Consider the following 6,123-nt stretch of genomic DNA (forward strand, 5'->3'; position numbering starts at 1 on the left):
ATACCCTACCGTGCTGATGAGCGATGTATCCGCGGAGCAGAGGGAGTCCGGACACGCCGTGGTCCGATTCACTGCCCGGGTCGCCGGCCTTGTCCAGGGCATCGGCTTTCGTGACTACGTGCGTACCCGGGGCCGGCGCCTGGGCCTGGTCGGATCCGCCACCAACCTCCCGGACGGGGCGGTCGAGGTGGTCGCGGAGGGGCCGGAGCCGGCCTGTCGTGACCTTCTGCACTTGTTGATGACGGGTCACACCCCTGGGCGGACGGACAGGGTGGAGGCTGTGTGGCAGGTGGCGCAGAGTGATCTGACCGACTTTCGACGAAAGTGACTGGTTGCAGACGCTGCGTTGTCGGAACTGTCGTGGGTATGACCGTCCGCTTTTTGCATGTTCACCGGACCGGCTCGGGAGCATGTGGCATGCTCTTGACTTTCGGTCACTCGGCATGGGAACCTGGAGTCATTGTTTGGGGCGCACTCTGATCTGTTCCGATCTTGTGCTGTCTGACACCCACTAGGTCACTCATCGTGGAGGACCATCACTATGGCGAAGGCCCTTTTTGGCCACGTCGGTTCCGGCGGCGACTTGCGTCTCTCTTGCGAGGTGCGTCGGCTTCGTGCCCGAGTAGCGGAGCTCGAGGCAGAACTGGCTCGAGTACGTGAGGTTAACGAGGCGTTGGTGGGTGGTGTCGACGTGCCGGAGGATGTCCGGGCGCTCGACGCCGAACCGGCGTTCAGCTGAGCTGGCGGGGCGTTCCTCGGGGAGGCGCCCCCTCGTAGTGGGTATGCCCGGTTACGTGGGCAAGGCTCCGTCTCTACGGACTTCATGATCGCTGAGACCATCGAATCGGTCGTTTTCCCGGCTGGCTCGTCTCTGCCCAGTGATGTTGCCCGTGTGTCTCGGATCACTTTGGCGGCTCTATGTCCAGGAAGAGCCGGGCAACCTCACTTCTCGCCTTCTTCGTTTTTTCGGAGCGTAGCCTGCTGGGTGCTTCGGGTGGCCGACTAGGATGGCTCTGTCGAACGTCGGCTGAGTCCGGCCATCCCGGGTCGAGCCGGTGAACCCTTCCAGCGCTCCGGAGACTGGTGCATCTCAAGAACCTGACCCTGCGGGGCTTCAAGTCCTTTGCGAGCTCGACCTCCCTGCATCTCGAGCCGGGAATAACCTGCGTGGTCGGGCCCAACGGGTCGGGCAAGAGTAACGTCGTTGACGCCATCGCTTGGGTACTGGGGGAGCAGGGTGCCAAGGCCCTACGTGGCGGCACTATGTCCGATGTCATCTTCGCGGGCACACCCGCTCGCCCGGCCTTGGGGCGCGCCGAAGTACTTCTGACGATCGACAACTCGGACGGCGCGCTCCCCATCGAGTACACCGAGGTGACCATCGGGCGACTGATGTTCCGCAGCGGCGAGAGCGAATACACGATCAACGGTACCGGTTGTCGCCTGCTGGATATCCAGGAACTGATGAGCGACTCGGGTATCGGCCGAGAGTTGCACGTGATCGTCGGCCAGGGCCAGCTCGACGCGGTCCTGCACGCGCGCCCGGAGGATCGCCGTGCGTTCATCGAGGAGGCCGCCGGCGTCCTCAAACACCGTAAACGCAAGGAGAAGGCACTCCGCAAGCTCGAGGCGATGTCGGCGAACCTCACCCGCCTCACCGATCTGTCCGCCGAACTGCGTCGGCAGTTAGGGCCGCTCGGTCGGCAGGCGGAGATCGCCCGTAAGGCCGGTGTGATTCAGGCTTCGCTACGGGACGCCCGCCTGCGCCTTCTCGCCGACGATCTCCATCGTGCCCAGGTCGCGATCACCTCCGACCTCGCGGACGAGGAGGCATTGCGGGCGCGGCTGACGACCACCGAGGCCGCTCACGCCGCGGCAGCCCGCCGTGAGGAGCAGCTGCAGGCCGACCTGACGGCGATCATTCCGCGCGCCACCGGCGCCCAGGAGACCTGGTACGCCCTGGCATCCCTGCGGGAACGGCTGCGGGGCACCCGTTCCCTCGCCGTCGAACGGGGTCGCCTGTTGCGTGCCGCGACCGACGACGTACGTGGGCGCCGCGACCCCGAGGAACTGGAACAGGAGGCCACGGCGGTCCGGGAGCAGGAAATCGCCCTCACCGAGCGGTTGGAGCGTGATCGGGATCTGCTCGCCGAGGTGGTCACCAGGCGTGCCGATCTCGAGGCCGCGCTCGCTCAGGAGGAGAAGGAACTGATCGCCGCGGCACGCGCGGCGTCTTTTCGCCGTGAGGAGATCGCGCGCCTTGCCGGCCAGGTGGAGGCCGCCAGGTCCCGTGCCACCAGTGCCGAGAACGAGATAGCACGGACGACCGAGGCACTCGACGCCGCGCGGGAGCGGGAGACCGAGACCTCGGCGTCACGTTCGGCCCTCGAGATCGAACTCTCTCGGATGGGGAGCGCACGGGAGGATCTCGCCGAGCAGTACAGCGCGGCCGTGGCGGTGCATGCCGCTGCCGCCGAGCGGCTCGAGGTCCTGCGCGGTGAGGAGCGTAGCGCCGAGCGTGACCGCGCATCCTGGGCCGCGCGATGCGACGCGCTGCACCTCTCCCTCTCACCGGCCGACGGAGCCGCGGCACTGTTGAGGGCTGCTACCGGCGCGCAGACCGGGCAGACCGCCTCGAACACGGCGGAGGACTCGGCTCCGGCACCGGATCCGACCCTTGAGGTGATCGGCCGGCTGGCCGGCGTCCTGAGCGTGACCGCCGGCGCGGAGGCGGCCATCGCCGCGGCGCTGGGCCCGGCGGCGGACGCCCTGCTCGTCGGCACGTCGGGGGACGCCATGGCGGCCTTTGCGTGGCTGCGGGAAACGGATGCCGGCCGAGCAGCGCTGGTGGCCGCCGTCACCGTCGCGGATGAGCCTGACGCCTGCGCCGGCGCTGCCGGCAGCGCGGCGATCGTCCCGGGGGCGGCCAGCGCCGGCGGTCCGCTCCCGGCCGGTGCCGTTGCCGCGCTGGACCTGGTGGAGATCGGTGACGATCGGTTCCGTACCGCCGTGTCGTCCCTGCTCGCCCGGACTGTCGTGGTCGAGGATCTGGCGGCGGCCGAGCGGGCCACGGCGTTGCGCCCCGACCTGCGGGTGGTCACCCGAGCCGGCGACGTCATCGGTGCCCCCCTCTCTATCGGTGGCAGCGCGAACCCGCCGTCCGCGATCGAACTGCAGGCCGCGGCGGACGAGGCCGAGGCCGGCGTGGCGGAGGCGACCCGTCGCGTCGAGTCCGCCCACGAGGCGTTCGAGCCCGCGCGTGCCGAGGTGACCCGGGCTCGTACCGCCATCGATGCGGCACTGGCGGCGCTGCACGGGACCGATGCCCGGCACCGGGCGCTGTCCGAGCAGATGGCGCGGCTCGATCGTTCGGGAGGGGCCGCGGCATCCGAGATCGCCAGGCTGGAGGGCGCCCGATCACGGGCCGAAACAGCCCGTGATCGGGCATACGGAGCGTTGACCGAGCTCGAGGCGTCGCTCGCCGCGACATCGGAGCAGCCGGAGGCGGGGGAGCGGGCTCCGGATGAACGAGACCGGCTCGTCGCGGCTACCTCCGCCGTGCGCGCCGCCGAGGTCGAGGCCCGGTTGGCCGTCCGTACCAGCGAGGAGCGGGTGCGAGGCCTGCAGGGACGCGCCGACGGACTGATCCGCGCGGCGGCGAACGAGCGGGCGGCACGGGCCGCGGCAGCCCGTCGGCACGAGGTCCGCGAGCGGCAGGCTGCCGTCGCGACGGCGATGGGGGATGCGGCTCAGGTCGCTCTCGACCGACTGGACCATTCCCTGGCTCGCGCCGCGGCGGAGCGGGAGGAGGCCGACGCACTGCGCAAGGCCGCCGAGACGGAGCTGGTCGGGGTGCGTGACCAGGGGCGCGCTCTGGCCACCGAACTCGCGGCGCTGCGCGACGCCGCCCATCGCGACGAGCTGGCCCGAGCGGAGAAGCGGCTGCGGGTGGAGACCCTGGAAGCCAAGGCTCTGGAGGAGCACGGCATCGACGCCGATGACCTGGTGGCCGAGTTCGGCCCGGACACGCTGGTCCCGCCGGATGAGCCCGACGGCACCGCGGTGCCGTTCGATCGAGCCGAGCAGAGCGCCCGGGCCGCCACCGCGGAGAAGCAGCTGGCCCGGCTGGGGCGGGTGAATCCCCTGGCCCTCGAGGAGTTCGCCGCGCTTCAGGAGCGGGCCGCGTTCCTGTCCGCGCAGCTCGAAGACATCAAGAGTACCCGCCGGGATCTTCTGCTGGTCGTCGAGGAGGTTGATCTGCGGGTGCGTGAGGTCTTCGCCGTCGCGTTCGCGGACACCGCCCGTGAGTTCGAGATCGTCTTCTCGACGCTGTTCCCGGGCGGTGAGGGCCGGTTGGTGCTCACCGATCCTGATGACATGCTCACCACGGGCATCGAGGTCGAGGCGAGGCCGCCGGGAAAAAAGGTGAAGCGTCTGTCGCTGTTGTCCGGCGGGGAGCGTTCACTGACCGCACTCGCTCTCCTGCTCGCGATATTCCGGGCCCGCCCTTCGCCCTTCTACGTGCTCGACGAGGTCGAGGCAGCTCTGGACGACCGCAATCTCGGCCGGCTGCTCGAGGCCGTCGAGGGTCTGCGTGAGAAGTCGCAGATGATCATCATCACCCACCAGAAGCGGACGATGGAGATCGCTGACGCCCTGTACGGCGTGGCCATGCGGGGCGACGGGGTGACGACAGTGATCAGTCAGCGGCTGCGGGAGCGGGCGGTGCTCTGACGCCGCCGCCCTCCCGCCGGGCGAGCGCCACGGCCTTGTGGCGTCATCTGTCAGGATCGGTACGTGGAGCTCCTCATCCTGATCGTCGTCATCGCCGTCGTCGTACTGGCCACCGTGGGCCTGGTGGCCGGCACGGCCCTGCGTCGACGCCCCCGCCGATCCACCGAGGAAGGCCGGCGCCCGGGCGCCGACTACCGTCCCGGGGTCGGTGACGACGCCGAGGTACCCCGCGATTCGGCGACCAGGACGGTCGACGACATCGGTCTTCCCGATGTGCTGCCGCCATCCCCGACGGAGAGCGAGGGCGTCGGCGCCCCGCCCGCCGAGATACCGGCCGCGCCGGGGATCCCGGTCCAGGAGCGGATCCCACCGGAGGCACCGCCGCCGGCCGCCGGCCGCCTCGTCCGGCTGCGCCTGCGGCTGGCTCGTTCGCAGAACGCGCTCGGTCGCGGACTGCTCTCCCTGCTATCCGGCGACAATCTCGACGAGGACGCGTGGGAAGACGTGGAGGCGACACTGCTCCTCGCCGACGTCGGGGTCACGGCGACCACCGAGCTGGTCGCCGCGCTGCGGGAACGCACGAAGGTGCTCGGTGCCCGCACGCCCGCGGATGTGCGGGCGATGCTGCGCGACGAGCTGCTCGCCCAGATCGGTACGACGACCGACCGATCGCTGCGCACGACGGCCCCGGATCGTCCCGCCGTCGTGCTCGTCGTCGGTGTCAACGGCACGGGTAAGACCACGACCTGTGGAAAGATCGCGCGGCTGCTGGTCGCGGACGGGCGTACGGTCGTGCTGGGCGCGGCGGACACGTTCCGTGCCGCGGCCGCGGATCAGCTTCAGACCTGGGGTGAACGGGTCGGCGCGATCACGGTCCGCGGGGCCGAGGGGGGTGACCCGGCGTCGGTGGCGTTCGATGCGGTCCGACAGGGCACGCAGAGCGGCGTGGACACCGTGTTGATCGACACCGCCGGCCGGCTGCACACCAAGGCAGGTCTGATGGACGAGCTGGCGAAGATTAAAAGAGTGGTGGGCAAGCACGGTCCGGTCGACGAGGTGCTGCTCGTGCTCGACGCCACAACCGGTCAGAACGCGCTTGTCCAGGCGCAGGTGTTCACGCAGGCGGTTGATCTCACCGGAGTCGTGCTGACCAAGCTGGACGGTACGGCCAAGGGCGGGATCGTCATCGCCGTGCAGCGCGAGCTCGGTATGCCGGTGAAACTGATCGGCTTGGGAGAGGGCCCAGACGATCTTGTTCCCTTCGAGCCGGAGGCGTTCGTCGACGCGCTGTTGGGCGAAGCCGGCTGATCGATCGAGTGGCCGCCGGATCGGCGAAGACCACAACGTGCTCAGTGTCAAGACCTTCCGGTCGTTCGGCATGTGACCTAA

The 6,123-nt window shown here is 69.6% G+C and carries 4 protein-coding genes; all 4 read left to right on the forward strand.

Annotation, left to right across the window (positions count from 1 at the left end; genetic code table 11):
- Positions 1–16 precede the first annotated feature (16 nt).
- A complete protein-coding gene (locus AC08OX_RS00815; protein WP_476606023.1) occupies positions 17–328 on the forward strand; it encodes an acylphosphatase in 312 nt (103 codons plus the stop codon).
- Between the two features lie 213 nt (positions 329–541).
- Positions 542–739, forward strand: coding sequence for a hypothetical protein (locus tag AC08OX_RS00820; RefSeq protein ID WP_023840227.1), 198 nt, complete (start codon positions 542–544; stop codon positions 737–739).
- Positions 740–1,083: 344 nt separating this feature from the next.
- Positions 1,084–4,734, forward strand: coding sequence for a chromosome segregation protein SMC (gene smc / locus AC08OX_RS00825; RefSeq protein ID WP_476606024.1), 3,651 nt, complete (start codon positions 1,084–1,086; stop codon positions 4,732–4,734).
- A 63-nt stretch (positions 4,735–4,797) separates the two neighbouring features.
- A complete protein-coding gene (ftsY, locus tag AC08OX_RS00830; RefSeq protein WP_476606025.1) occupies positions 4,798–6,042 on the forward strand; it encodes a signal recognition particle-docking protein FtsY in 1,245 nt (414 codons plus the stop codon).
- Positions 6,043–6,123 lie beyond the last annotated feature (81 nt).

The organism is Frankia sp. CoBUL1 (assembly GCF_978021245.1).